Annotated in this window: 24 protein-coding genes, 2 tRNA genes and 1 pseudogene; 20 read left to right on the forward strand and 7 right to left on the reverse strand. The window is 61.7% G+C overall.

Annotation, left to right across the window (positions count from 1 at the left end; genetic code table 11):
• Positions 1-6: 6 nt before the first annotated feature.
• The 4 genes from DK261_RS22660 to DK261_RS22675 all read right to left on the reverse strand — a co-directional run bounded on the left by DK261_RS22660 (position 7) and on the right by DK261_RS22675 (position 3,427).
• A complete protein-coding gene (locus tag DK261_RS22660; RefSeq protein ID WP_028683802.1) occupies positions 7-270 on the reverse strand; it encodes a DUF2164 domain-containing protein in 264 nt (87 codons plus the stop codon).
• On the reverse strand, positions 271-909 hold the full coding sequence (hisH, locus tag DK261_RS22665; protein ID WP_009046523.1) for an imidazole glycerol phosphate synthase subunit HisH: 639 nt from the start codon (positions 907-909) through the stop codon (positions 271-273).
• On the reverse strand, positions 909-1,502 hold the full coding sequence (gene hisB, locus DK261_RS22670; protein WP_007921806.1) for an imidazoleglycerol-phosphate dehydratase HisB: 594 nt from the start codon (positions 1,500-1,502) through the stop codon (positions 909-911). Before hisB ends, hisH begins: the two co-directional genes overlap by 1 nt.
• 263 nt (positions 1,503-1,765) lie before the next feature.
• Positions 1,766-3,427, reverse strand: coding sequence for an OFA family MFS transporter (locus tag DK261_RS22675; RefSeq protein WP_041985450.1), 1,662 nt, complete (start codon positions 3,425-3,427; stop codon positions 1,766-1,768).
• A 401-nt stretch (positions 3,428-3,828) separates the two neighbouring features.
• Here DK261_RS22675 and DK261_RS22680 point away from each other — a divergent pair, with 401 nt between their 5' ends.
• The 5 genes from DK261_RS22680 to DK261_RS22700 all read left to right on the forward strand — a co-directional run bounded on the left by DK261_RS22680 (position 3,829) and on the right by DK261_RS22700 (position 8,048).
• Complete coding sequence (locus DK261_RS22680; protein ID WP_016702605.1) at positions 3,829-4,239, forward strand: acetyl-CoA sensor PanZ family protein; 411 nt, start codon at positions 3,829-3,831, stop codon at positions 4,237-4,239.
• A gap of 68 nt (positions 4,240-4,307) precedes the next feature.
• A complete protein-coding gene (locus DK261_RS22685; protein WP_110176438.1) occupies positions 4,308-6,536 on the forward strand; it encodes an AsmA family protein in 2,229 nt (742 codons plus the stop codon).
• On the forward strand, positions 6,533-7,600 hold the full coding sequence (gene mutY, locus DK261_RS22690; protein WP_016702603.1) for an A/G-specific adenine glycosylase: 1,068 nt from the start codon (positions 6,533-6,535) through the stop codon (positions 7,598-7,600). The genes DK261_RS22685 and mutY overlap by 4 nt, the downstream gene beginning before the upstream one ends.
• A complete protein-coding gene (locus DK261_RS22695; protein WP_007921798.1) occupies positions 7,597-7,869 on the forward strand; it encodes an oxidative damage protection protein in 273 nt (90 codons plus the stop codon). Before mutY ends, DK261_RS22695 begins: the two co-directional genes overlap by 4 nt.
• Positions 7,870-7,972: 103 nt before the next feature.
• A tRNA-Phe gene (locus tag DK261_RS22700) sits at positions 7,973-8,048 on the forward strand.
• A gap of 87 nt (positions 8,049-8,135) precedes the next feature.
• Here DK261_RS22700 and DK261_RS22705 read toward each other — a convergent pair.
• Entirely contained in the window at positions 8,136-8,594 is a 459-nt protein-coding gene (locus tag DK261_RS22705; RefSeq protein WP_009046518.1) for a hypothetical protein, read from the reverse strand.
• Between the two features lie 350 nt (positions 8,595-8,944).
• Between DK261_RS22705 and DK261_RS22710 the strand changes: the two genes are divergently transcribed.
• Positions 8,945-9,910 carry an alpha/beta fold hydrolase gene (locus tag DK261_RS22710; RefSeq protein ID WP_110176440.1) on the forward strand — a complete coding sequence of 322 codons (966 nt, stop codon included), beginning with the start codon at positions 8,945-8,947 and terminating at the stop codon, positions 9,908-9,910.
• 104 nt (positions 9,911-10,014) lie between these two features.
• Positions 10,015-10,413 carry a hypothetical protein gene (locus DK261_RS22715; RefSeq protein ID WP_016702600.1) on the forward strand — a complete coding sequence of 133 codons (399 nt, stop codon included), beginning with the start codon at positions 10,015-10,017 and terminating at the stop codon, positions 10,411-10,413.
• A 195-nt stretch (positions 10,414-10,608) separates the two neighbouring features.
• Here DK261_RS22715 and gabP read toward each other — a convergent pair whose 3' ends face one another.
• Complete coding sequence (gene gabP, locus DK261_RS22720) at positions 10,609-12,006, reverse strand: GABA permease (protein ID WP_009046515.1); 1,398 nt, start codon at positions 12,004-12,006, stop codon at positions 10,609-10,611.
• Between the two features lie 554 nt (positions 12,007-12,560).
• On the opposite strand from gabP, the gene DK261_RS22725 reads away from it, so the two are divergent.
• From DK261_RS22725 to DK261_RS22790, 13 genes are all read left to right on the forward strand, one after another.
• Positions 12,561-13,334: an ABC transporter ATP-binding protein gene (locus DK261_RS22725; protein ID WP_009046514.1), complete on the forward strand. Its 774-nt coding sequence runs from the start codon at positions 12,561-12,563 to the stop codon at positions 13,332-13,334.
• A 13-nt stretch (positions 13,335-13,347) separates the two neighbouring features.
• Entirely contained in the window at positions 13,348-14,103 is a 756-nt protein-coding gene (locus tag DK261_RS22730) for an ABC transporter substrate-binding protein (RefSeq protein ID WP_009046513.1), read from the forward strand.
• A 78-nt stretch (positions 14,104-14,181) separates the two neighbouring features.
• Positions 14,182-14,877, forward strand: coding sequence for an ABC transporter permease (locus tag DK261_RS22735; RefSeq protein WP_009046512.1), 696 nt, complete (start codon positions 14,182-14,184; stop codon positions 14,875-14,877).
• Positions 14,874-15,563, forward strand: a complete 690-nt coding sequence (locus DK261_RS22740; RefSeq protein WP_007922607.1) for an ABC transporter permease — start codon at positions 14,874-14,876, stop codon at positions 15,561-15,563. The genes DK261_RS22735 and DK261_RS22740 overlap by 4 nt, the downstream gene beginning before the upstream one ends.
• A gap of 85 nt (positions 15,564-15,648) precedes the next feature.
• Entirely contained in the window at positions 15,649-16,860 is a 1,212-nt protein-coding gene (locus tag DK261_RS22745; RefSeq protein ID WP_110176442.1) for a methyltransferase, read from the forward strand.
• Positions 16,861-17,214: 354 nt separating this feature from the next.
• Positions 17,215-18,045 (forward strand): FkbM family methyltransferase, encoded by an 831-nt coding sequence (locus DK261_RS22750; RefSeq protein WP_110176444.1) that lies wholly within the window; start codon positions 17,215-17,217, stop codon positions 18,043-18,045.
• 351 nt (positions 18,046-18,396) lie between these two features.
• Complete coding sequence (locus DK261_RS22755) at positions 18,397-18,906, forward strand: PAAR domain-containing protein (RefSeq protein ID WP_028683813.1); 510 nt, start codon at positions 18,397-18,399, stop codon at positions 18,904-18,906.
• A complete protein-coding gene (locus DK261_RS22760; protein ID WP_039967602.1) occupies positions 18,903-19,616 on the forward strand; it encodes a VRR-NUC domain-containing protein in 714 nt (237 codons plus the stop codon). The genes DK261_RS22755 and DK261_RS22760 overlap by 4 nt, the downstream gene beginning before the upstream one ends.
• Positions 19,617-19,632: 16 nt before the next feature.
• Complete coding sequence (locus DK261_RS22765) at positions 19,633-20,760, forward strand: type VI immunity family protein (protein ID WP_110176446.1); 1,128 nt, start codon at positions 19,633-19,635, stop codon at positions 20,758-20,760.
• A 177-nt stretch (positions 20,761-20,937) separates the two neighbouring features.
• Positions 20,938-21,013: transfer RNA gene (locus tag DK261_RS22770), tRNA-Thr, on the forward strand.
• Between the two features lie 164 nt (positions 21,014-21,177).
• Positions 21,178-22,506: an integrase arm-type DNA-binding domain-containing protein gene (locus tag DK261_RS22775; RefSeq protein WP_110176449.1), complete on the forward strand. Its 1,329-nt coding sequence runs from the start codon at positions 21,178-21,180 to the stop codon at positions 22,504-22,506.
• Positions 22,507-23,410: 904 nt separating this feature from the next.
• A complete protein-coding gene (locus DK261_RS22785) occupies positions 23,411-24,391 on the forward strand; it encodes an integrase domain-containing protein (RefSeq protein ID WP_110176451.1) in 981 nt (326 codons plus the stop codon).
• Positions 24,388-24,663 carry a hypothetical protein gene (locus DK261_RS22790; protein ID WP_110176453.1) on the forward strand — a complete coding sequence of 92 codons (276 nt, stop codon included), beginning with the start codon at positions 24,388-24,390 and terminating at the stop codon, positions 24,661-24,663. The genes DK261_RS22785 and DK261_RS22790 overlap by 4 nt, the downstream gene beginning before the upstream one ends.
• 26 nt (positions 24,664-24,689) lie before the next feature.
• Here the strand turns inward: DK261_RS22790 and DK261_RS22795 are convergent.
• A pseudogene (locus tag DK261_RS22795) lies at positions 24,690-24,826 on the reverse strand (IS30 family transposase); the annotation flags it as partial.

Here is a 24,826-nt window from a genome sequence, read left to right on the forward strand (position 1 = left end):
AAGCTTTCAGCTGCTTTTCTCGAGCGCCCACAGGTCGCTTTCGATGCTTTCGAACCGCTCTTTGAGCTGGGTCTGCACATCGAAAATCGCCCTGTTGTAATAGTGCGGAGCAATTTCGCGGGTAAACAGTTCAAGAATCTCGGCTGCCTCGAACGAGCCCAGGTCGAGCTCGAAGCGATCTTCCATGAAGCGCTGGATCTTGCGATTGGCCTCACTCTCCTGCTCGGGGGTGAGGCTCAGGATCGGCGCTTTAGCCTTCTTGACCGCCATTTACCAGCGACCGTCCCACGCTGCGAAGTTCTGCAGCAATTGCAGGCCATGGGTATGGCTTTTCTCCGGGTGGAACTGCACGGCGAAACGCGAACCTTCGGCCAGCGCCGCGGCGAAATCGACGCCGTAGTGACCGCTGCCGACCACCTGCCGCGCGTTGCCGGCGGCGATGTAGTAGCTGTGCACAAAGTAGAAGCGCGCCAGGTCCGGGATGTTGTGCCACAGCGGATGGCTCACCGCCTGTTTCACTTCGTTCCAGCCCATGTGCGGGACTTTCAGGTGTTCGCCGTCTTCATGCAGGTCCTTGCCGAAGAACTTCACCTGGCCGGGGAACAGCCCGATGCAGTCGACGCCGTCGTTCTCTTCGCTGTGGTCGAGCAAGGCTTGCATGCCCACGCAGATGCCGAGGAACGGACGGTCCTGGCTGACTTCACGTACCAGCGCGTCGAAGCCCAGGCGACGGATCTCCGCCATGCAGTCGCGAATCGCGCCGACGCCGGGGAATACCACCCGGTCGGCTTCGCGAATCACATTGGCATCGCTGGTGATCAGCACCTTGCCGGCGCCGACGTGCTCGAGGGCCTTGGCCACCGAGTGCAGGTTGCCCATGCCGTAATCGATAACCGCGACCGTCTGCATTACAGCACGCCCTTGGTCGAAGGCATCTGCCCGGCCATGCGGTCATCCAGCTCCACGGCCATGCGCAGCGCGCGGCCGAAAGCCTTGAACACGGTTTCGATCTGGTGGTGGGTGTTGTGCCCACGTAGGTTGTCGATGTGCAGGGTGACGTTGGCGTGGTTGACGAAGCCCTGGAAGAATTCCTGGAACAGGTCGACATCGAAGCCGCCCACGGTGGCGCGGGTATAAGGCACATGCATCTGCAGGCCAGGACGGCCGGAGAAGTCGATCACCACGCGCGACAGCGCTTCATCGAGCGGCACGTAGGCGTGGCCGTAGCGACGGATGCCCTTCTTGTCGCCGATGGCTTTGGTGAAGGCCTGACCCAGGGTGATACCGACGTCTTCCACGGTGTGGTGGTCGTCGATATGCAGGTCGCCTTTGCTTTCGATATCCAGGTCGATCAGCCCGTGACGGGCGATCTGGTCCAGCATGTGCTCAAGGAAGGGAACCCCGATATCGAATCGGGCCTTTCCGGTGCCATCCAGGTTGATCGAGGCTTTGATCTGGGTTTCCAGAGTGTCGCGCTCGACGGACGCCTTACGTTCGGCCATCACCAGCTCCGCAAAATCATTGGGCGAAAAAGGCGATCATTATAGGCCGGACGGCGGCTAAACAGGAACACGCAGGACAAGATCCTGACGGGCGCAACCCAATAAAGCCGGGGTTGTACCTGTCATGACAAGCAATATGCAACCTGTAGCCGCTGCCGCAGGCTGCGATCGGCCGGAATGGCCGTGGCGATCCTGAAATCGCTGAAGGTCCTGCGGACCTTATCGCAGCCTTCGGCAGCGGCTACATCCTTGCCAGCGAAGCCTTAGTGGAACAACACCGCGGTCTTCTGCAGGGTGACCCACACGCCCCACGCCAGCGGAATGCCCACCACCAGCCAGGCGGCGACCGCCAGCGGCACGCTGCCGGACGAGGCTTTCCACTCCAGCACGGTGCTGCTGTCCGCGCCCTTGTCATGGCCCAGCGCCTGTTCGGCGGCCAGCTCGGCGTCGGTCATGAAGTACTTGTCGGCCACCGGACGCACCAGCAGGTTGCACAGGAACCCCAGCACCAGCAGGCCGGCGAGGATGTACAGGGTGATGTCGTAGGCCGCGGCGCGCTCGACGCCGATGCTCAACTGATACTCACGCAGGTAGTTCACCAGCACCGGGCCAAGCACGCCTGCCGCCGCCCAGGCGGTGAGCAGACGACCGTGGATCGCGCCCACCATCTGGGTGCCGAACAGGTCCGCCAGGTAGGCCGGAACCGTGGCGAAACCGCCGCCGTACATCGACAGGATGATGCAGAACGCCGCCACGAACAGCGCGACGTTGCCCAGATGCCCCAGGTTCGGGATCAGCGCATACAGGGCAAAGCCCAAGGCGAAGAACACGAAGTAAGTGTTCTTGCGGCCCAGGTAGTCGGAGAACGAGGCCCAGAAGAAACGACCACCGATATTGAACAGGCTCAGCAGGCCGGTGAAGCCGGCGGCGATCGCCGCGATCGACGCCAGCTGCGAAGCATCCAGCTGACCGAAGGCCAGCTCGTTGCCCAGCAGCTTGCCGGCGAAGACTTCCTGCAATAGCGGCGAAGCCATGCCGAGGATGCCGATACCGGCGGAAACGTTCAGGCACAGCACCAGCCATACCAGGCGGAACTGCGGGGTTTTCCAGGCCACGTTCACATGCACGTGACGGTGGGTGATCATCGCGTTCGCGGCTTTTTTCGCCGGCGGAGTCCAGCCCTCGGGCTTCCAGCCGGTCGGCGGCACGCGGTACGACAGCGCGCCACCGATCATGAACACGAAGTAGATCGCCGCCATCACCAGGAAGCTCTGCCAGACGCCAACACCGGTTGGCGAAGCGAAGTGACTCATCAGTGCCGCCGCCAGCGGCGCACCGACCATCGCGCCACCGCCGAAGCCCATGATCGCCATGCCGGTGGCCATGCCGCGCTTGTCCGGAAACCACTTGATCAGGGTCGACACCGGCGAGATGTAGCCCAGACCCAGGCCGATACCGCCGATCACGCCGGAGCCGAGCCACATCAGCCAGATCTGGTGGGTATAGATACCCAGCGCCGAAATCAGCAGGCCGCCGCACCAGCACAGCGCCGACACCACACCGGCCTTGCGCGGGCCGGCGTGTTCCAGCCAGCCGCCCCAGACCGCCGCGGAGCAGCCGAGGAAGATGAAGAACAGGGTGTAGATCCAGCCGAGCATCGAGATCGGCCAGTCACACTGGGACGAAAAGACCTGAGCGATAAAGCTCATGTCCGGGGCACAGGCCACCGGAGCGGTAACGCCCAGGGCCTTGGACAGCGGCAACCAGAACACCGAGAAGCCGTAGGCCATGCCGATGCACAGGTGGATGGCCAGAGCGGCCGGTGGAACCAGCCAACGGTTGAAACCGGGCTTGGCGATGATGCGTTCTTTGGACAAGAACGCCGGCTGGGCGGCAATGACGCCCGCCTCGGTGCTAGTGCTCATGAGTGTTTCCCCCAATTATTGGAATTATTCGCCGGCCACTCTCCACCCACGACCTTTGCACGCAGACGTGGCCGTTTTATCGAGTGAAGCTCCATAGAGTGCGACTTTTGGTCGCAGAAGGGCAGATGAACTGCGAGAGATTACCATTTGCTCGTGACAGAAAAAGCAAACTGCCATCACCTTTTCCGCATCATCTGCTCCGCAAGACGGCAAGAACGCCTCTGTAGGAGCCAGGCTTGCCGGCGATGGGCGTTATGCGGTGTGTCAGGCAGAACGCTTCGCGGGCAGCCTCGCTCCTACAGAAGCCTGCGCGGCCCCGTCGACGATGCCTACCCCTCGCCAGCCCGCGCGCTGCTGTCGATAATGGCCAGCCATTCCTTCGCTCTGCACAGGATCCCCCAATGCCCATCGTTGTCGAGTCGCTGAAACAAGCCAGCTATCAGGATCAGCAGGATCTGCAGAAGATCTACCGCGATGCCCCGCCCTGGCTGTTCGCGCCGCAGCGCGATGACCAGGAGCTGATCGAAACCGCCCTGGGCGACGGCAGCCTGATCGCCGGGCGCTTCAACGACCGCCTGCTGGGCGCCGCCCGCCTGCAACGGCACCCAGGCGTCTGGCACCTGTCCCAGTTGTGCGTGCGCAAGATCACCCGGCGTCGTGGCGTGGCCGAGCGACTGGTGAGCGAAGCACAGAAAATGGCCGCCCTGCATGACGCCACCTTGCACCTGCTGGCCCCCGCCGGGCACCTCGAAGCCCAGGCGCTGGCGGCCAAGCTGCAGATACCGCTGGATGTGCTGCAAAGCGATCAGTGACCAGTGGCCAGGCCCGGGGCGTTATACTCCCTGGCTAAATTCGAATTCGACACTACAAGGACTCGCCCATGAAAGCGTTCGGCAAAATCCTGGGTCTGGTACTTCTCGGGCTGTTGCTGATCATCGTGGCTCTCGGCTTCGCCCTGACTCACCTGTTTGATCCCAACGACTACAAAGAAGAAATTCGCCAGATAGCCCGCGACAAGGCCCACATCGAGCTGACGCTCAATGGCGATATCGGCTGGAGCCTGTTCCCCTGGCTCGGCCTCGAACTGCATGAAGCCGGCGTCGCCACCCTGGCCAACCCGACCCAGCCGTTCGCCGACCTGCAGATGCTCGGTCTGTCGGTCCGCGTGCTGCCGCTGCTGCGCCGCGAAGTGCAGATGAGCGATGTGCGTGTCGAAGGCCTGAACCTGCGCCTGACCCGCGACAAGGACGGGCACGGCAACTGGGAAGACATCGGCAAGGTCGCCCCCGCCGACAAGCAGGCCGCAACCCCGGCCACCAGCACCGGCGACACCACCGCCGCGACCCCGGCCAGCCCGGAAAAACCGGCGCAGCCGATCCGCCTGGATATCGACAGCCTGACCGTGAACAACGCCCGGGTGGAATACAACGACGAACAGAGCGGCAAGCAGTTCACCGCCGAAAGCATCCAACTGAGCACCGGCCCGATCCACGAAGCGACCAATACCCCGGTCAAGCTCACCGCCTTCCTCGCCAGCACCCAGCCGGCCGTGCGCGTACGCACCGAGTTGAAGGGCGAGCTGCGCTTCGACCGCGTGCTCAAGCGCTATCAGTTCGAAGACATGAAGCTGTCCGGCGAAGCCGCCGGCGATCCGCTGCAAGGCAAGACCCTGACCTTCGCCGCCCAGGGCCAGCTGCTGCTGGACCAGGCCGCCAACGTTGCCGAATGGAACAGCCTGAAGCTCTCGCTCAACCAGCTGCGCGCCATCGGCGAGCTCAAAGTCCACGACCTGGACAAGACCCCGCAGCTCAACGGCGGTATCTCCATCGCCCAGTTCGACCTGGCCAAGTTCGTCGACAGCATCGGCCAGACCCTGCCGGCCATGGCCGAAGGCAGCCTGAGCAAGGTCGAGCTGGTCAGCCGCCTGTCCGCCACGCCGAACAGCATCGCCCTGGAAAACATCAACCTGAAACTCGACGACAGCAGCTTCAGCGGCCGCCTGGCGGTCGAAGACCTGGCCAAGCAATCGCTGCGCGCCCAGCTCAAGGCCGACACCTTCAACGTCGACCGCTACCTGCCGCCGAAGTCCGCCGAAGCCAACAGCGCCGCGGTGGCGCGCAAGGCCGAAGTGCAGAGCAGCGAAGCCAGCGCCGTCGCCGGGGCCGGCAACTCGCCGCTGCCGGACGCGCCAACCAAGGGCGCCTGGAGTACCGAGCGCCTGCTGCCGGTGGAACGCCTGAGCAAGCTGGATGTGGACGCCGACCTGAGCTTCGGCCAGCTGACCCTGGACAAGCTGCCGATCCAGAACGCCACGCTCAAGGCCAACGGCCAGGGCGGCCTGCTGAAACTCGAAGGCCTGCGCGGCGAGCTGTACAACGGCAGCTTCGAAGCCAGCGGCAACCTCGACGTACGTCAACCGACGCCACAGTTGAGCCTGCAGACCAGGATCAACCGGGTACCGGTGGAGCGCATCCTGGAAAGCCAGGGGCAGAACCCGCCAGTCAAGGGCCTGGTGACCCTCGACAGCAACCTGACCAGCAGCGGCAACAGCCAGAAAGCGCTGGTCGACAGCCTCAACGGCAACGCCAGCTTCGTCGTCAACAACGGCGTGCTGCTCAATGCCAACCTCGAACAGCAAGTGTGCCAGGGCATCGCCACACTGAACCGCAAGGCCCTGAGCAGCGAGCCACGGGGCAAGGACACACCGTTCCAGGAACTCAAGGGCAACCTGACCCTGCGCAACGGCGTGGCCAGTAACCCGGACCTGAAAGTGCGCATCCCCGGCATGAGCGTCAAAGGCAATGGCGACATCGATCTGCGCGTGCTGGGCATGGATTACCGCGTCGGCATAGTCGTCGAAGGCGACAAGAGCGACATGCCGGACCCGGCCTGCCAGGTCGGCGAACGTTTTGTCGGCATCGAACTGCCGCTGCGCTGCCGCGGCCCGCTGGAACTGGGCGCCAAGGCCTGCCGCCTGGACCGCGACGGCCTGGGCCAGGTCGCGGCCAAGCTGGCCGGCGATCGCCTCAGCGAAAAACTCGATGAAAAACTCGGCGACAAGGTCAGCCCGGAACTGAAAAACGCACTCAAAGGGCTGTTCAAACGATGAGGGCCGAGCAGTTCGCACCGGCGGTACTGGACTGGTACGACCGCCATGGTCGCCATGACCTGCCCTGGCAGCAGGAGATCAACCCGTATCGGGTCTGGGTCTCGGAAATCATGTTGCAGCAGACCCAGGTCAGCACCGTGCTCAATTACTTCGACCGGTTCATGGCCTCGCTGCCAACCGTTCAAGCCCTGGCCGCCGCGCCGGAAGACGAAGTGCTGCACCTGTGGACCGGCCTGGGCTACTACACCCGCGCGCGCAACCTGCAAAAGACCGCGAAGATCGTCGTCGCCGAGTACGGCGGCGAGTTTCCCCGCGACGTGGAAAAACTCACCGAGCTGCCGGGCATCGGCCTGTCCACCGCTGGCGCCATCGCCAGCATCAGCATGGGCCTGCGCGCGCCGATCCTCGACGGCAACGTCAAGCGGGTGCTGGCGCGCTTTACTGCGCAGGAAGGCTATCCCGGCGAACCCAAGGTGGCCAAGCAGCTGTGGGCCGCGGCCGAGCGCTTCACCCCGCAGACCCGGGTGAACCACTACACCCAGGCGATGATGGACCTGGGCGCCACCCTCTGCACCCGAAGTAAACCCAGTTGCCTGCTGTGCCCCCTGGAAAGAGGCTGCGAAGCGCACATGCTGGGCCTGGAAACCCGCTACCCGATCCCCAAGCCACGCAAGGAAGTGCCACAGAAACGCACGCTGATGCCGATGCTGGCCAACCATGAAGGCGCCATCCTGCTGTACCGCCGGCCCTCCAGCGGCCTGTGGGGCGGTTTGTGGAGCCTGCCAGAGTTGGACGACCTGGCGGACCTGGAACACCTGGCTTCGCAGCACTCGCTGGAGCTGGGCAAACAACAGGAAATGCCCGGGCTGGTGCACACCTTCAGTCACTTCCAGTTGGCCATCGAGCCCTGGCTGGTGCAGGTCCAGGCAGCCGCCCATCACGTGGCCGAGGCCGACTGGCTCTGGTATAACCTCGCCACCCCGCCGCGCCTGGGCCTTGCCGCCCCGGTGAAAAAACTGCTCAAACGCGCGGCCGACGTATTGAACGCAGGAGAGTTGCAATGACCCGCACCGTGATGTGCCGCAAGTACAAAGAACAATTGCCGGGCCTGGAGCGTCCTCCGTACCCGGGCGCCAAGGGCCAGGAAATTTTCGAGCATGTGTCCGCCAAGGCCTGGGCCGACTGGCAGAAACACCAGACCCTGCTGATCAACGAAAAACGCCTGAACATGATGAACGCCGAAGACCGCAAATACCTGCAGGGCGAGATGGACAAGTTCTTCTCCGGCGAGGAATACGCCAAGGCCGACGGCTACGTGCCGCCGTCCGAGTAATTGCCCGCAAATCGGGGTGGGAACGTAAGCGGCGGTAATAATTAAACTTTTTTTCAAAACTTGCTTGACGCCCCCCCGAAAAACCCGTTTAATGCGCCCCGTTGCCCAGATAGCTCAGTCGGTAGAGCAGGGGATTGAAAATCCCCGTGTCGGCGGTTCGATTCCGTCTCTGGGCACCACTAATACCGAAACCCCTGAATCGCAAGATTCAGGGGTTTTTTATTGCCTGCGATTAACTGGCACTTGTCTGCGCCCCTCCTCCTCGCTCAATAACCTTCATTCCAATGCAGGTTGAGGTCGCGAATGCCCGCTGCCTTCATATCCACCGTGTTGCGCTCGGTACGCCCGCCACGGGTGGCGACAACCTGGTACTTGCCGGCCGGCAGTTGCACAAAGACGATCGGACCCACCTGATTCAGGGTCAGGACCGATTGCCCTTGCGGATTCTGGATCGCCAGGTCGACATCCGAGGTGTATTTGTTTTCCGGGCCGACGGAAAAGGTCATGTGCAGGTTGTACCCCTTGGTCTGCAAGAGCGCCCGCGACTCATCCAGGCCGATACCGCCGGACAGATAGGTAATGCCGTTCTGCTGTTGAGGCTCCAGCTGCACGCCCGCCGGGTCGATGGGTTCGTTGCTGGGGGTGGCGGACTGTACGCTGAACGGCGCGAGGGACAGGAACGCCGCGAGAACGCCTGTTACGACACACGAAAAAAAGGATTTCATGATGAGCACTCCCGGTTCGTCTCGAACCACTGAATGGGATGCCACCGCCAAGAGTCCGGCCCCAGCGCGGTAGCGTCCGGGTCTCCCCTTTCCTCTCGAATGGCTCAGCCTCGTTTCAGCAAGCGATGCTCGAATGAAAAGCCCGTCAGGCGGCTTGCCCGCAGGCCTTGATAGTCAGTGTACGCCCCGATTTAGGGCTGTTTAGATCGATTCGGTGTGAGGCTTTTAACCAAAAGTACCTAGCAGCGATGCCGATTCCGCCGGTTGCCAGGGCGCGGACAAGGCGGTTATTAATGCTTGCACCCAAAAAGAGCCGACACGCCTTTTCGCCCGCAAAGGAATACGCGCCGATGACCGTGCAATCCCCGCCTTCGCCCCTGCACCCGGCCAGCACCGCCAGCAGCCCCGGCACGGCCTTCCGCGAACCCGCCGCCGACGGTTTCATGCTGGGCGGCTTCACCTGGCGCCATGCCGAACCGGACCCGGCACGCCCGGTGGTGATCATCAATGCGGCCACTTCCGTGCGCTGCCGGCACTACTCGCGGTTCGCCGATTACCTGTTCAGCCATGGCTTCGACGTCATCACCTACGACTACCGTGGCATCGGCGAGTCGCGGCCGGCCTCGATGCGCAAGTTGAAGGCATCCTGGTCGGACTGGGGCAGCCTGGACTTCGAAGCCATGCTGCAACGCGCACAGCGGGAATTCCCCGGCCAGCCCATCGATGTGGTCGGACACAGCTTCGGCGGTTGCGCGGCGGGGCTGGGGGCGTCCGGGCAGTTGATCCGCCGCGTGGTGACCGTGGGCGCGCAGTTCGCCTACTGGCGCGATTACGCCCCGGAAAGCCGCTGGCGCATGCTGGGCAAATGGCATGTCGTGATGCCGCTGCTGACGGCGATTTATGGCTACTTTCCCGGCAAGCGCCTGGGCTGGCTGGAGGACACCCCCGCCGGCGTGGTGCGCGACTGGGCCACGCCCACCGCGCACTATCAACGCCGGCCCAGCGGGCGCCATCTGGCGCGCCGGGACCCGGCGCTGCCCTTCGCCCGGGTCAAGGCGCAGCTGCTGGCCATCAGCATCAGCGACGACCCTTACGGCACCGTGCCGGCCATCGAGCGCCTGCTGGACTATTTCACGGCCAGCCAACGCCGCCATTGGCGCATCGAGCCCCGGGACATCGGCGAGCAGGAAGTCGGGCACTTCGCGTTTTTCCGCAGCCACTACCAGGACCGCCTGTGGCCGATCGCCCTGGCCTGGCTGCAACACGCGACGCTGCCCACGGATGCGCCAGGACGCCTGATCAGCGGTAGCCGTTGAGCGTGCCAGGCGGCGCATTTACTGGCATCCTCTGCCGCCTCAAAGCCAGGCCGGACGCAGTATCGATGCCCGGCCCTCCTATTTGCGCAAAAGGTACGACGCCCATGGCATCTGCGAACAAGCAACACAAAAGAGCCCAGCGGGCGAAAACCAAGGCCAAGCAGAACCGCACCCAGCGCAACGCCACCCCGGTGGAGCTGGACCCGAATGACGACCGCATCGACTTTGAATCGGTGGACCTGACCGAACTGTTCAAGAAGATGATCGACGCCGAGAAGACCAGCCAGCAGGCGATGTGCGCGGCGTTCCTGGAAGACCCGCTGCTGGAGATCGTCTACGAGCAGGAAGGCGAGGAAGGCGCCATGGACTTCATCCTTGCCGCCCTGATCGAGTACCGCCAGTGGTCCACCGAAACCGACGAAGCTGGCGCCCTGGCCTGGATCGAAAGCCCGGAATTCCAGGCCGCTTACCTGGCCGCTTCGGAAGCGCTGATGCAGAAATAAGGCTCAACACCATCTGTAGCCGCTGCATGACCCTCACTGCTGCGTCGAATGTTCAATCGTCATCGCGGGCAAGCCTCGCTCCTACAGATGGAGGTGATCCGTAGGAGCGAGGCTTGCCCGCGAAAGCGTCAGTACAGACCACAAAAAAGGCCGCTGTCAGCACTGACAGCGGCCTTTTTGCTTAGCGGGAAAGACTCAGGCGCGGCTCAATACACCGGCTGCCTGCTTCTCCAGCTTGCGTCGACGGGCCACCAGCAGGCCCGCCGCGATCACGATGATGCTCAGCAGGCCGGTGGCGATGATTTCCATGCGGTGCCCTTCCTGGAACAACATGATGGTCAGCACCCCGACGATGAACACAATCACCGCGTAGGTCAGGCCCGGGAACAGCCACATGCGGTAGGCGATCTTCTCGCCGGCCGCGGTGCGTTTCTGGCGCATGCGCAGTTGCGATACCGCAATCACCAGGTACACCAGCAAGGCGATGGCGCCGGAGCTGGCCAGCAGGAAATTGAACACCGCGGCTGGTGCTACATAGTTAGCGAATACCGCGAGGAAAGCCGCGGCGGTAGACAGGATCACCGCCCAGTAAGGCGTGCCACTGCTGTTGGTACGCTTGGAAGCGGCCGGGGCGTCGCCACGCTTGCCCAGGGAGAACAGCATGCGCGAGGCGGTGTAGAGCGCCGAGTTCAGGCAACTGGTCACCGCCACCAGCACCACCAGGTCGACGATCAGCTTGGCGTTGGGGATGCCCATGCGATCGAGCACGGTCTGGTAGGAACCGACCTGGGCCAGGCTCGGGTCATTCCATGGCACCAGCGACACGACGATAAAGATCGACACCAGGTAGAACAGGCCGATCCGCCAGATCACCGAATTGGTGGCTTTGCTGATCTGCTGGCCCGGGTTCTTCGATTCGGCGGCGGCGATGGTGACGATCTCGGTGCCCATGAACGAGAACATGGTGGTCAGCATGGCGGCGAGTACCGCGCCCATGCCGTTGGGCAAAAAGCCCTGGGTATCGAACAGGTGCGAGACGCCGCTGACATTGCTGGTCGGCAGCAGGCCGAAGATCGCCAGCAGGCCGAGCACCACGAAACCGATGATCGCCACGACCTTGATCAGGGCGAACCAGAACTCGAACTCACCGTAGTTCTTCACGCTGAACAGGTTGGTCGCGGTCAGCAGCAAGGTGATCACCAGGGTGAACGCCCAGATCGCGATGTCGGGGAACCAGGCATGCAGGATGGTCGCGGCGGCGTTGGCCTCCAGCGGAATCACCAACACCCAGAACCACCAGTACAGCCAGCCGATGGTGAAGCCGGCCCAGTGGCCGATGGCACGGTCGGCATAAGTCGAGAAGGAACCCGTGTCCGGCGAGGCGACGGCCATTTCGGCCAGCATGCGCATCACCAGCACCACCAGGGTGCCCGCGGCCGCATAGGCCAGCAGCACGGCAGGGCCGGCTTCGGCGATGGCGTGGCCGGACCCGACGAACAGCCCGGCGCCGATTACCCCGGCGATCGACAGCATGGTCACATGCCGCGGTTTGAGCCCCTGTTCGAGGTCATTGGAGGTCTGCGTACTGCTCATTGAAACTACCTTTGCGAAGAAAGCGAAAGCGTCCACCCGGTCTGGATGTTCTTTCTCGTAAAAAGAATCCAACAGGGCGTTCTTTATTTCTTACGCAAGATTTGCGCCAAAATGTTACAGGCTCCCAGCCGGCGCGGCCTGCGAAGGCGACCGGCGGGTGAGCGTAAGTCCTTGAGATTAATGGCCTTGCGCCAGAACGTTACCGCACCACCCATTTGTAGAACGAACCAGTGCACCAGAAACACACACAAAAAGTGTGCGACGCACAAATAGAGGGCGGATACGCAACCTTTGGCCGTTTTACCCTTCCAACACCCGGCCAAAGCTGGCACCATCGCGCCTTTTTTTACGCGACACCCGCTGGGAACAGGGTTCAAACGGGCGTTCGGTTGTTGATGGGGCGACAGTCTGCTGTGCCGATGCGACAACCTGTCACACGCCGTCTGCTTACACCCTGAAGCGCTGTTGGCTGTCATTCGAACGCTATGCTAGGTTGGCGCCTCGCCAGGAAAGCCGCTACCAGCAGGAGCGCAATGAACTCATGAGGACCGCACATGGCTGAGGCCACGCCCGCGCTTGAAATCCGCAACTTGCACAAACGCTACGGCTCGCTGGAGGTACTCAAGGGTGTCTCGCTGACCGCACGCGACGGCGATGTGATCTCGATCCTGGGTTCCTCCGGTTCCGGCAAGTCCACCTTCCTGCGTTGCATCAACCTCCTGGAAAACCCGCACCAGGGCCAGATCCTGGTGGCCGGTGAAGAACTCAAGCTCAAGGCCGCCAAGAACGGCGAACTGGTCGCCGCCGACGGCAAGCAGATCAACCGCCTGCGCAGCGAAATCGGCTTCGTGTTCCAGAACTTCAACCTCTGGCCGCACATGAGCGTGCTCGACAACATCATCGAGGCCCCGCGCCGGGTGCTCGGCCAGAGCAAGGCCGAAGCCATCGAAGTGGCCGAGGCGCTGCTGGCCAAGGTCGGCATCGCCGACAAGCGCCACGCCTACCCGGCCCAGCTCTCCGGCGGCCAGCAGCAACGCGCCGCCATTGCCCGCACCCTGGCGATGCAGCCCAAAGTCATCCTGTTCGACGAGCCGACCTCGGCACTGGACCCGGAAATGGTCCAGGAAGTGCTCAACGTGATCCGCGCCCTGGCCGAAGAAGGCCGGACCATGCTGCTGGTCACCCACGAAATGAGCTTTGCCCGTCAGGTCTCCAGTGAAGTGGTGTTCCTGCACCAGGGCCTGGTGGAAGAGCAAGGATCGCCACAGCAGGTGTTCGAGAACCCGCTTTCGGCGCGCTGCAAACAATTCATGTCCAGCAACCGCTAACGGAGCAACACGCATGCAGAGCTATAAGAAATTCCTCCTGGCCGCTGCCGCCACTCTGGTGTTCTCGGCCAATGCGATGGCCGCCGACAAACTGAAGATGGGCATCGAAGCGGCCTACCCGCCGTTCAACAACAAGGATGCCAGCGGCCAGGTCGTCGGCTTCGACAAAGATATCGGCGATGCCCTGTGCGCCAAGATGAAAGTCGAGTGCGAAGTGGTCACCTCCGACTGGGACGGCATCATCCCGGCCCTGAACGCCAAGAAGTTCGACTTCCTGATCTCCTCGATGTCGATCACCGACGAGCGCAAGCAGGCGGTGGACTTCACCGACCCGTACTACTCCAACAAGCTGCAGTTCATCGCCCCTAAAGACAAGGCCGACTTCAAGACCGACAAGGCTTCCCTCAAGGGCAAGATCATCGGTGCGCAGCGTGCCACCCTGGCCGGCACCTGGCTGGAAGACAACCTGGGCGACGACATCACCATCAAGCTCTACGACACCCAGGAAAACGCCTTCCTCGACCTGACTTCCGGCCGCCTGGACGCGATCCTGGCCGACAAGTACGTCAACTACGAGTGGCTGAAAAGCGAAGCGGGCAAGCCTTACGAGTTCAAGGGCGACCCGGTTGAAGAAAGCGACAAGATCGGCATCGCCGTGCGCAAGAACGATCCGATCCGCGAGAAGCTCAACGCCGCGCTGAAAGAAATCGTGGCCGACGGCACCTACAAGAAGATCAACGACAAGTACTTCCCGTTCAGCATCTACTGATACTGACTGGCCTGCCCGGCGCCCTCCCCCGAGGGCGCCGGTCCTTAGCAAAGCCTGCCGCGACTTGAATAACCATCCATGAATATCGATCTCTACGGATTCGGCCCGGCGCTCGCCGCTGGCGCGCTGATGACCGTCAAGCTGGCTCTTTCGGCGCTGTGCCTGGGGCTGGTGCTCGGCCTGCTCGGCGCCTTGGCCAAGACTTCCCCGTACAAGCCGCTGCAATGGCTTGGCGGCACCTATTCGACCCTGGTGCGCGGCGTTCCCGAGCTGCTCTGGGTGCTGCTGATCTACTTCGGCACCGTCAACCTGATGCGCGCCCTGGGTGAGTTCTTCGGCAACCCGGAGCTGGAACTCAACGCCTTCGCCGCCGGGGTCATCGCCCTCGGCCTGTGCTTCGGCGCCTACGCCACCGAAGTGTTCCGTGGCGCGATCCTCGCCATCCCCAAGGGCCATCGTGAGGCCGGCGTGGCCCTGGGCCTGTCGAAATGGCGGATCTTCACCAAGCTGATCATGCCGCAGATGTGGCGCATCGCCCTGCCGGGCCTGGGCAACCTGTTCATGATCCTGATGAAGGACACCGCGCTGGTGTCGGTGATCGGCCTGGAAGAAATCATGCGTCACTCGCAGATCGCTGTGACCGTGTCCAAGCAACCCTTCACCTTCTATATGGTGGCGGCCTTCATGTACCTGGGCCTGACCGTGCTGGCCATGACCGGCATGCACTTCCTGGAAAAACGCGCCGCTCGCGGCTTCGCGAGGAGCGCTTCATGAACTGGGAAGTGATCATCAAGTGGCTGCCCAAGCTGGCCCAGGGCGCCACGCTGACCCTGGAGCTGGTGGCCATCGCGGTCATCGCCGGCCTGCTGCTGGCCATTCCGCTGGGCATCGCCCGCTCGTCGCGCCTGTGGTACGTGCGCGCCCTGCCCTATGCCTACATTTTCTTCTTCCGCGGCACGCCACTGCTGGTGCAGCTGTTCCTGGTCTACTACGGCCTGGCGCAGTTCGACGCGGTGCGTAACAGCGCGATGTGGCCATACCTGCGCGATCCGTTCTGGTGCGCCACCGCCACCATGACCCTGCACACCGCAGCCTATATCGCCGAGATCCTGCGCGGGGCGATCCAGGCCATCCCGCCGGGCGAGATCGAAGCGGCGCGGGCGCTGGGCATGTCCAAGCCCAAGGCGCTGTTCTACATCATCCTGCCCCGGGCCGCGCGCATCGGCCTGCCCGCCTACAGCAACGAAGTGATCCTGATGCTCAAGGCCAGCGCCCTGGCCAGTACCGTGACCCTGCTGGAACTGACCGGCATGGCCCGCACCATCATCGCCCGCACCTACCTGCCGGTGGAGATCTTCTTCGCCGCCGGGGTGTTCTACCTGCTGATGTCCTACGTGCTGGTGCAAGGCTTCAAGCTGCTGGAACGCTGGCTGCGCGTCGAGCAATGCCAAGGCCGCTGAACCCTTCGCTCCTACCGGCGCCCCGCTAACCTGTAGGAGCGAGCTTGCTCGCGATTGCCATCCCCCAGACACCGCCGAGCCCGCCATGCCCTCCATCCTCCAAGGCCCCGAACTCCTCACCCGCTTCCAGGCCCTGGACCGCTTCCTGCTCGACCATCAACAGCTCTGGCGTCCACGCCCCTTCACCGAGCTGCAACTGCCCTGGGAAGCCCGGCACCACGAACTCGCCCAGTGGCTGCGCCAGCGCAGCCTGGACGATGCCGAGGCCAGCCATAACCACCCCGAGCTGCTCGATGCTCCCGCGCCCTTCCCCGATCTGGCGCGGACTGCCGCCACCCTGGGCGCCGTAGCCGAGCTGCCAACGCACCAGGTACCAGCTGCCCGCCAACGCCTCAACGTCGACGTACCCGGGCGTAAATGGCAACAGATCGAAGCCTTCGCCGCCTGCCTGGAGTTCACCCAGGCACCCGGCCACTGGCTGGACTGGTGTTCGGGCAAGGGCCACCTCGGCCGCCGCCTGCTGCAACCCGGGCAACAGCTGACCTGCCTGGAATACGACCCGGCCCTGGTCGCCAGCGGCCGGCAACTGAGCGAACACCATCGGCTGCCGGCCAGCCACCTGCAGCAGGACGTGCTCGCCGCCGACGCCGCTGCCCGCCTGAGCACCGAACACACCCCGGTGGCCCTGCACGCCTGTGGCGACCTGCATGTGCGCCTGATGCAACTGGCCAGCGAGCGCGGCTGTCGCCAACTGGCCATCGCGCCCTGCTGCTACAACCGCATCAGCCACGCCGAGTACCAGCCGCTTTCCGGTCCTGCCAAGGGCTCGACGCTGCAACTGTCCCTCGACGACCTCGGCCTGCCCCTGAGCGAGACCGTCACCGCCGGCGCCCGGGTACGCCGCCAGCGCGACAGCTCCATGGCCCGGCGCCTGGCCTTCGACCTGCTGCAACGCCGGCTGCGCGGGGGCGATGAATACCTGCCCACCCCGTCGCTGCCCGCCAGCTGGCTGGACAAACCCTTCGCCGACTACTGCCGCGACCTGGCCGCCCTCAAGCACTTATCCACAGTCGGCTCGCAGGACTGGCCGGCGCTGGAGGCCGCCGGCTGGCAGCGCCTGGCCCAGGTGCGCAACCTGGAGCTGCTGCGCGGCCTGTTCCGTCGGCCATTGGAGCTGTGGCTGGTGCTCGATCGCGCGCTGTTTTTGCAGGAACAGGGTTACCGCGTGCAACTGGGCCTGTTCTGCCCGGCACCGCTCACCCCACGCAACCTGATGCTGCTGGCGGAACGTGGATAACTTGGATCCAGCACCCCACCCAGCCTGTGGATAACTCTGTTGATGAATTCCTGCCAAAGCCACTGAAAGTGCCTGCTACAGGCCTAATCCATAGCTGGTCATTTTTTGTTCATAAAAATAAATCAACGAAAAAACAGCCAGTTGCGGCGAACTGAGAACGGATCCACAAAATCGGCCGTAATCGCCGTGCAACCGCCATCGATTGTGCATAAGCGTTAATACCAAAGGACATAACCGCCGAAAACCGGCACCTGGCAGGCAGCAAATTGCGCCGGTTGGCGGCGCTTGTTATACAGACGCAGGCGCTCGCGGGCGCGTCCGAGCCAGAACCTTTGTGACTGACGGGAAAAGACAGTGACGTTCATTTCTTATGCACAGAATTTCGAAGACATCCGCCTGTGGCGCGCGCTCAAACATGTCGAAAAAGGCTTCTACATCGACGTCGGCGCCAACCACCCCACCGCCGACTCCGTGACCCGCGCCTTCTACGACCGTGGCTGGAGCGGGATCAACGTCGAACCGGTACCCAGCTATTACGACGCCCTGTGCCAGGAGCGCCCCCGGGACACCAACCTGCAATGCGCAGCCGGCGACAACGCCGAGGCCCTGACCTTCTACGGTATCGCCGACACCGGCCTGTCCACCCTCGACCCCGCCATCGCCCAGCAGCACAAGGACGTCGGCATGCCGGTGCAGACTCAGATCGTCAGCTCGCGCACCCTGAGCGATATCTGCGAGGCCCATGTCGACGGCCCGATCCATTTCCTCAAGATCGACGTCGAAGGCCACGAAGAAACCGTGCTGCGCAGCATGGACTTCAGCCGCTGGCGGCCGTGGATCCTGCTGATCGAAACCCCGTGGAACCGCGACCAGACCTGGGAAACCCTGGTCACCGGCGCCGGCTACCACCCGGTGGTGTTCGATGGCATCAACACCTTCTACCTGGCCGAAGAACACCTGAACCTCAGGGGCGCCTTCGACATCCCGCCGTGCAACCTCGACGAATTCCAGTTCAACCCCGGCCACCGCTTCGTCGCCCCCGCCACCGACCTGGAACAGGCCCTGATCGCCGAACGCCAACGCGCCGACCGCGCCGAAGCCGAACTCCACGCCCTGCGCAACAGCCGCTCATGGCGCGCCATCGAAAAACTCAAGAAAGTGCTGGTCCGCGGCGGACGTCACTGAGAGCGTCAATCAAGCAATAGCCTCATGCTGCGCTGTGACTGCTTGACTCACACGTTCCCCGCGGGCTTGCAAAAACAGTCTCGGCGGCCGAGTATTTCCGCCTACCTCAGCTCGAACAGGGATATGTTTCAGCGAGGCGTTATCAGGCACACACGGTCACAAGGACGAGACGACCATGACTTCTTTTTGCCAGCAAACGCGGCACGGCTCTCAGGCTGGGTGTCTATCGCAGCATCTGGACAGCGTGAGTCATCCCAAGGCCCCACCTCTCCTCGCTACGCTCCCTGCTTCGCGTAAACCAAACTCGCCACGTACTCAATCCCTTCTGCCCGACCTGACACGGAGCCCGATATGAGCGGGAAACCTGCAGCTCGCGTTACCGACCCTACCGCCTGCCCACTACCCGGCCACGGTACCAATCCAATCGCCTCGGGCTCCCCCGACGTACTGTTCGACGGACTACCGGCCGCTCGCCTGGATGACCCTTCAGCATGCGGAGGAAAGCTGTCCGGAAACCTCTCGGCGACAGTGTTCATAAACGGGAAAAACGCAGCAACGGTCGATAGCCTCGGCACCCATGGCAACGTAGTGATCGGTGGCTCCGGGACAATCATCATTGGCGATACCTTCGTCCCCAGCCCCATGGCACCGATCCAGGGCATGGGCACAAGTCCATTCAAAGGCCGCTTCCGGGTGTTCGACAGAGAAACCGGCAAGGCCATCGCCGGCCAGCAAGTGCGTATCAGCTCCAGCAGCGGAGAGTCGATACAAACTACCGATGCAGAAGGCTACACATCCTGGGTGAACAACGAGCAGCCGGAAACACTGAAGTTCGACCTGATCTATGGAGATGATCAATGAGTGGTGATAACCCCTTGTCGACCGGCGGCATGTCAGCACCAGGGCAGACAACGGATGTAGGCCTGACAAAACCCAGACTCGCCCCTGGAGACAAAAAAGTTCTCTGCTCGGCGGCCTGTTACTGCCAGGCGACACCTAACGTAGCGGTGGACGGCAAAAACCTTAAACAGCAGTGCGTTGCCGCGCGCCTGAACGGGCTGGACAAAATCCTTATGGGGCGAAGCCCGCTGAAGCCGGAAGTCAGCTACGACATGACCAAAAAGCCGCCCGTTCCGATCATGGACAGCCAGAGTGGCGACAACCCTCATAGCTGGATCCCCGGCTGGATCAAGAAATACTGGGATCAGGACCCAGATCACCCACCATTCGAAGCAGGCACGGGCATGATTCGCCGACCAGACGTCGTCATCGTGAATGACCCGAGAAAACCTCCGACCCAAGACAACATCAAACAGGTTGTGGAAATGAAGTTTCCACCCGATTCTCCAAACACGAAACAGACGGCTGAATACGCGAAAATTGCAGGGGGCAGCAATAAGGTGGTCACCCTCGATGCCAGAGAATGCGACTGCACCCAGGAAGAGCAAACTTCTAGAGTCCCGTCTGAAGAGCTGGGGTGGGCCGCAGCGATTGCAGCCGCCGCCGCGTGGCTACTGAGCCGCGGCAAGACGCCTGTCCCGAGATTCCCGGTACCCGCCGGCGCCATGTGATTTAAAGGAACCGACCATGAGTGAACCTTTCGACTTAGCCGCCGAGCTGGAAAAAATGCCTTTCGCCCTAGAGATCCCGGGCCATTTACTGATGAAGGGTGGGCGGCAAGACTACATTGGAGCAGCGCTCTGCATCCGAGGCACCTTGTATTTCAAGGATGCCCATACCGTTCCGGTACGCGAAGAACTTGGTCGATGCTTCAACGACTACCAGCGCCTGGCAGGGCCTGAGTTGAGGTGGCTATGGCGAGAAGAACCGCCTGAAGGTTCAGCATTGACCCCTTACAACAAGGCCAGATCCCTGATCGAGATGCTGGCCACCATGAAAGAAAACGATCACCTGAGTTTTTACTACACCGGTGGCCGTGAAGCGGTAGACGCCAGTCCCTGGTTTTTCGAGTTGTTCGGCCAGCGTGGCTGGGAAGCAAAAATGGGGGATGACCTCAGCGTGCTGGAGTTTTCAGTCCCGATCCTCTTCTTCGAAGAGCACCGTCTCGACTTCCTGCGCTTGTTCCTCGATTGTGCAGCCCGTCTGAAAGCGGAACAGGGCTATGCCGGTTATGCGCTAAACCTGTCCGTGACCAAAAGAGACGGCAACGAAGCAACAGAAGCCTACATGAGCGAGAGCATGCCCGGGCTGGATGCAGGCCTGGCCCCCCTATTGGCCAACCGGCCCGAGTTCCAGAAGAACAAAATCAAAACCGTGAGCTGGCTGACCGTACTCAACAAACCACGCCTGGAAAGCGCAGGAGGTTTAAAGGCACTACAGGCCAGGTTGCCTGACAGCCATTTCGCTTTTTATGACTACGGTGCCGGCGTGATCATCCAGGCCGGAAACGAACCATCCGTGATAGGCGATGCCGACTTCCCACGGCCTCCCGCCTACGTGCTGCTGAACCATGAGCTCAAGGAGTTGCGTTACGAAACAGTCGGCGACCTTCATGGTGGTTCTCATGATGGCGAAGTTCGTCTTACCGGGTGGTCGGCGGATCAATGGTTGAAACGCTTTGATGTGCCGCTGTCCGAGCTGAGCGCCTATCAGCACAAACTCAGCGAACAGCCCGCACTCAGCAGCCAGTACACGCTCAAGGACCGACTGCGCGCTCAAGGTTATACAAGCAGCGGCCCCGGCAACGCCCCCTGACCGGCCAGTTCGGCGGTATGACGCGACTCCAATGAGTGCTACACCACTTTCCGCTTGAGCTGCTCCAAGGGCACCCATGCGAACGTCGATCCTGAGGTAGCTGGAACATCTGCAAAAATAGTCAGATTTCAGGGGTTTACAGAACCTTGCCAATCGCTATAATCGTCGCCCTGACACGCCGGTATAGCTCAGTTGGTAGAGCAACTGACTTGTAATCAGTAGGTCCCGGGTTCGACTCCTGGTGCCGGCACCACATTAGGCTCCATTGCATTCTACTGAATGCTCTGGAAGCCCCGAAAACCCGCCCTTTGGCGGGTTTTTTCGTTCCAGGACCCTCTGTCGGGATCCAACAAAATCCCCCTTCCCCGAGGGTATGTTAGGGGTACTGCGATTTTCCGGTCAGGAGCGCGTACCCCTATGCCACGTCTAGCGATCCCTCTCAGCGACCTGCAATGCCGCACGGCCAAAACCCGCGAGCGCGCTTACAAACTGTTCGACGGCGGCGGCATGTACCTTTTCGTCAAACCCAATGGCGTAAAGACCTGGCGCTTGAAGTACACCAAGCCCAGCGGCAAGGAAGGTACGCTCATCATCGGCAATTACCCCATCGTTACCCTTTCCGTCGCACGACGTAAGCGAGACGAAGCCAAAGCGTTGCTGCTCGACAACCTCGACCCAATGGAAGAAAAGAAGAAGGCCAAGATCGTAGCCCAGCGGGCGGCACTGCTTTTCGAAACCGTTGCTCTGGAGTGGCACGCCGACATGTCCCGTCGCTGGACCGAAGGACACGCAAAAACCGTGATGAGCCGACTGCGTACCCACGTCTTCCCGCTGATCGGCCAACGCCCCATCGCTGAACTCGATACCCATGACCTGCTAGAGATCACCCAGCGCATCAAGGAACGCGGCACCATGGATGTGGCGTTAAGGGTACAGAACTACTTATCCACCATCATGCGCGGGGCCAAAAGGGCTCGGCAGATCACCATGAATCCTGCACTGGATCTGGCAGGCTCGATTCACGCGCCGCGCACAGTCCATCGTCCGGCCCTCTCTCTCAACCGCCTACCCGAACTGCTGCACCGTATCGATAACTACAACGGCCGCGAACTGACGCGTCTCGCCGTCCTGTTGACGTTGCATGTATTCGTCCGTTCCAGCGAGCTGCGCTTCGCTCGATGGAGTGAGTTCGACCTCCAACGCGCCATGTGGGAAATCCCCGATACACGCGCACCGATTGAAGGGGTACGCAACTCCACACGAGGGACCAAGATGAACGGCGACATTCAAATGGTTCCGCTATCGCCGCAGGTCATCGAAATACTGGAGCGCCTGCGCAGCCTCAGTCGCTTTTCAGAGTTAGTGCTACCGGGCGACCACAAGTACTGGAAGCCCATGTCCGAGAACACGGTGAACACCATGCTCCGCAACGTCGGCTATGACACCAGCAAGGACGTGTGCGGCCACGGCTTCAGGACCATGGCCTGTAGCGCCCTACTGGAGTCCGGGTTATGGACCGACGCAGCCATCGAAAGACAAATGAGCCATAAGGAACGCAACCGCGTGCGCGCCGCGTATATCCACAAAGCTGAATTTCTGGAGCAGCGCCGGCTGATCATGGCGTGGTGGAGCAACTACATTGATGCCAACCGCAGCGGGCATGTAACGCCTCACGAATTCGCTCACCCCGTCGGCGACAACATTACCGCCTTACAAAATAACCGTGGCGCATCCAAACGTGGGTAAGCCAATGAGATCACCGCAGTCCGCCCTTCCACGCGGGTCCATCCAAGCGGGGCTGCAAAGCCGCCCTGCTTGGATGGACCTCATTTAAAAAAGTCAAAAGCCCACGCAACTGTCTGTGGAAAACCACTGATTTCCACCGGTGGATAATTTCATCCACAGCCGCAGAATTCCCGAAAACTCGAGCCTTGACCCAAATTATCCACAGGCGTAGAAAAGATCGGGCAAAGCGCTGTCGTTGACAGCAACCCAGGTAGCCAGAACCTTTAAGGCTACGCCACACCGTGGTGGTTCTCCCAAAGTGCGATTAGCGTCCGGTAGCTCGCACGGTCACAGCGATGTGATGGATGCCTACTTTTACCAGAGTGCCCACTGCGGCAACTCATCCCCTTCATAGCTGCCCTGAAGCAACCTATCCGCTTGGTCATTTCCTTGCGCCAACATGCGCCCGTCTCTTTCTCCCGGAAAGAGACGGGCGCTCCTACCACTGCTGCAGCCCACCTCGTACAAGGCTTTGCGGCATTCCCCCTCGTGACAATCGGCGTGACAAACGCCGAAGTCACCAGCAACAGCGATGCAGGTGATGGTGCCGCAGCCCACGGAATGGACTGCACCTGACTGACAGTCAGGCATGCCCCAGTCATCGCATCACTGCCGTCACCTGACTCAGGATCTCGCGACGCTGGTCTCGTCAGCCAGTGCAGCCTCCACCCGCCCACTTCCTTGGAAGTGTTCAGGAGGCCAGATCATGAGATGCCCAGCCTCCCGGTCGTAAAGAGCCGCCAGTCCCGCGTTAGTGGACAACCCTCACAGGTCGCAGGGGCCTTGATCCCTGATAACACTCAACATTCTTGGCGGGATGACGTGGGGAAGGTTTTACAAGTGTGGCTTACAGAGGAGTTTGGTCATGGGATTGGTTGGTAGACGGGAGGGGCGTAATTTTGGCTATGGCCGGCAATTGAGCTATGCCGGGCCGCAGGCACTGAAAGACCTGTTTGGCGGTGGGCATTACGGGACGGTCAAAGCACACAGTGATCGTTGGCAGACGTTCGTGCGCTGGTGTCGGTCGGAGGATGGCCCGGGAATTAATGACGCACGGCAGATTGATCGGCAGACCTTGCTGGATTACGCGGAGCATCTGCGTCACCTGGTTGAGCGCAGCGATCTCGCCATCGCCACTGCGCAAAACCGATTGTCCAGCGTCAATCGGACCCTGGTAGCGCTTCGCGGTGATCAGTATGTGAAAGTACCGAGTCCGAGCAAGGCGCTAGGAATGCGGCGCACCAGTGTTCGTCGTTCGGTGCCGCAAGGCCAAGACCGCGAACATGTGAAGAGGGTCGTAGAGGTGCTTTGCGCACACCAGCAGCCGCGTGCCGCGGCCATCGCTCAATTAGCGCGAGCCACCGGCATGCGCTTACGTGAGGCCATTTTGGCCGACCTTCCGCGCTTAAAACGTGAGGCCGAACAATACGGCAAGATCAACATCCAGGATGGCACCAAGGGGGGCCGCTCAGGTGCCTCGGCACCTCGCTGGATCAGGGCGGATGATCATATTCGCGAGGCGCTGAGATTCGCCGAACAGGTCTCCCCCGACGGTAGCCGCAACCTACTTGCACCGAACGAAACCTACCTCGATTTCCAACGGGGAATCGTCCGTCCTGCACGGGACATCCTCCATCAGTACAACCTCAAAGGCTTCCACGAATTGCGGGCAGCCTATGCGTGCGAACGCTATGAGCAAATCACCCACCATCCCGCCCCCATCAACGGTGGCCATTGCTATCAACTCGACCGACGTCTCGATCAGGAAGCCCGAGTACAAATCAGCTATGAGCTGGGGCACAACCGTATCGTCGTGGTGGCCGCTTACATTGGTGGTCGCGCATGAGCACGGTATTCGATATGGATCTGTTCCTGGCGGGCGTCCTGACCGGGTCGCATACCACGCGCCAACGCCACTTGCGTCAGGCGAAGGCCATCCAAACAGCGATCGCTGAGCGCTGGCAACGCGACAATCCATGGACTTGGCAGAGAAAACACCTTGCGTGGTTTTTGAATCACCACCTAAACCAGCACACTCAATCGACGCGCTATTACTATTTGCTGACCATGCAATTACTCACTCATCGCTTAGGAAAATCCTGGCAGTTCAACCTCTAAACGAAGGTCAGAAAACGGCTGTGGATTCAACCGGTCGATGCAACAGATTGGCTAAATCGTTCAGCGGGCGTTTCGTAGTTTAGTGTTTTCCGAGGACGACTGTTCAACTGCCTTGCCACTTCATTGAGCGTGGCTTGCGAGTGCTCCGCCAGGTCGGTCCCTT

Source organism: Pseudomonas sp. RW409, assembly GCF_003184125.1.
GTDB lineage: Bacteria > Pseudomonadota > Gammaproteobacteria > Pseudomonadales > Pseudomonadaceae > Aquipseudomonas > Aquipseudomonas chlororaphis_I.

Excerpts from the sequence above, each read along its gene's own strand:
- DK261_RS22660 (WP_028683802.1), bottom strand. The coding sequence starts at position 270 with ATGGCGGTCAAGAAGGCTAAAGCGCCGATCCTGAGCCTCACCCCCGAG.
- hisH (WP_009046523.1), bottom strand. The coding sequence starts at position 909 with ATGCAGACGGTCGCGGTTATCGATTACGGCATGGGCAACCTGCACTCG.
- hisB (WP_007921806.1), bottom strand. The coding sequence starts at position 1,502 with ATGGCCGAACGTAAGGCGTCCGTCGAGCGCGACACTCTGGAAACCCAG.
- DK261_RS22675 (WP_041985450.1), bottom strand. The coding sequence starts at position 3,427 with ATGAGCACTAGCACCGAGGCGGGCGTCATTGCCGCCCAGCCGGCGTTC.
- DK261_RS22680 (WP_016702605.1), top strand. The coding sequence starts at position 3,829 with ATGCCCATCGTTGTCGAGTCGCTGAAACAAGCCAGCTATCAGGATCAG.
- DK261_RS22685 (WP_110176438.1), top strand. The coding sequence starts at position 4,308 with ATGAAAGCGTTCGGCAAAATCCTGGGTCTGGTACTTCTCGGGCTGTTG.
- mutY (WP_016702603.1), top strand. The coding sequence starts at position 6,533 with ATGAGGGCCGAGCAGTTCGCACCGGCGGTACTGGACTGGTACGACCGC.
- DK261_RS22695 (WP_007921798.1), top strand. The coding sequence starts at position 7,597 with ATGACCCGCACCGTGATGTGCCGCAAGTACAAAGAACAATTGCCGGGC.
- DK261_RS22705 (WP_009046518.1), bottom strand. The coding sequence starts at position 8,594 with ATGAAATCCTTTTTTTCGTGTGTCGTAACAGGCGTTCTCGCGGCGTTC.
- DK261_RS22710 (WP_110176440.1), top strand. The coding sequence starts at position 8,945 with ATGACCGTGCAATCCCCGCCTTCGCCCCTGCACCCGGCCAGCACCGCC.
- DK261_RS22715 (WP_016702600.1), top strand. The coding sequence starts at position 10,015 with ATGGCATCTGCGAACAAGCAACACAAAAGAGCCCAGCGGGCGAAAACC.
- gabP (WP_009046515.1), bottom strand. The coding sequence starts at position 12,006 with ATGAGCAGTACGCAGACCTCCAATGACCTCGAACAGGGGCTCAAACCG.
- DK261_RS22725 (WP_009046514.1), top strand. The coding sequence starts at position 12,561 with ATGGCTGAGGCCACGCCCGCGCTTGAAATCCGCAACTTGCACAAACGC.
- DK261_RS22730 (WP_009046513.1), top strand. The coding sequence starts at position 13,348 with ATGCAGAGCTATAAGAAATTCCTCCTGGCCGCTGCCGCCACTCTGGTG.
- DK261_RS22735 (WP_009046512.1), top strand. The coding sequence starts at position 14,182 with ATGAATATCGATCTCTACGGATTCGGCCCGGCGCTCGCCGCTGGCGCG.
- DK261_RS22740 (WP_007922607.1), top strand. The coding sequence starts at position 14,874 with ATGAACTGGGAAGTGATCATCAAGTGGCTGCCCAAGCTGGCCCAGGGC.
- DK261_RS22745 (WP_110176442.1), top strand. The coding sequence starts at position 15,649 with ATGCCCTCCATCCTCCAAGGCCCCGAACTCCTCACCCGCTTCCAGGCC.
- DK261_RS22755 (WP_028683813.1), top strand. The coding sequence starts at position 18,397 with ATGAGCGGGAAACCTGCAGCTCGCGTTACCGACCCTACCGCCTGCCCA.
- DK261_RS22760 (WP_039967602.1), top strand. The coding sequence starts at position 18,903 with ATGAGTGGTGATAACCCCTTGTCGACCGGCGGCATGTCAGCACCAGGG.
- DK261_RS22765 (WP_110176446.1), top strand. The coding sequence starts at position 19,633 with ATGAGTGAACCTTTCGACTTAGCCGCCGAGCTGGAAAAAATGCCTTTC.
- DK261_RS22775 (WP_110176449.1), top strand. The coding sequence starts at position 21,178 with ATGCCACGTCTAGCGATCCCTCTCAGCGACCTGCAATGCCGCACGGCC.
- DK261_RS22785 (WP_110176451.1), top strand. The coding sequence starts at position 23,411 with ATGGGATTGGTTGGTAGACGGGAGGGGCGTAATTTTGGCTATGGCCGG.
- DK261_RS22790 (WP_110176453.1), top strand. The coding sequence starts at position 24,388 with ATGAGCACGGTATTCGATATGGATCTGTTCCTGGCGGGCGTCCTGACC.